Origin of the sequence: Chryseobacterium sp. YIM B08800 (assembly GCF_026163565.1) — a bacterium.
Classification (GTDB): Bacteria; Bacteroidota; Bacteroidia; order Flavobacteriales; family Weeksellaceae; genus Chryseobacterium.
Genome location: NZ_JAPDKN010000123.1, coordinates 1 through 582 on the forward strand (window position 1 = coordinate 1; position 582 = coordinate 582).

Sequence of the window (582 nt, forward strand, 5' to 3'; positions counted from 1 at the left end):
TTTATTCTTTGTTTTCAGACTTTGAAGCTGTCTTCCACCCATATCGTAAAGCGTAATTTCGGCTTCAGACTTCCCGTCACCCAGCTTCCAGCTTCCATCCTCAAAGCCAATCTCCACATAACAGTAATCACTTACTGGATTCGGATAAATCTTAATATTCTGTTTTTCTATCAATTGGTCAATTTGGCTGTCACCAAGTTTCACAATCTTCCAGTTCTCTTTTCCTAATTCTTCAGCGCTTGTTCCTGCCAAAACAATAGAACCATCCTTGTTAACCGCCACGGCTGCAAGCCGTTCCTCTTTCTTTCTCGATTCTCCTTTTACATGCTTTCGCCATTGTTCGTTTCCGTCATTGTCGATATACATCATCCAAAATGTTTCATCATCTGCTTCAATTCTTCCTTCTGCCTGAGTGTAACCACCCAACAAAATGCCTTTAGTTGATGGTTGATGGTTGCTGGTCGATGATTTTCCGGTGATTGTATTCATACTCATTAAAATATCACGGTTTTTAAAATTGTAAGATTTCTGCCACTGTTCTTCACCTTTTGTGTTTAAAGAAATCAACCAAACATCTGTTCC

General features: G+C 39.5%; 1 pseudogene. It reads right to left on the bottom strand.

The features are described from left to right. Positions 1 to 582: pseudogene (locus OEW74_RS19580) on the bottom strand (T9SS C-terminal target domain-containing protein); the annotation flags it as partial.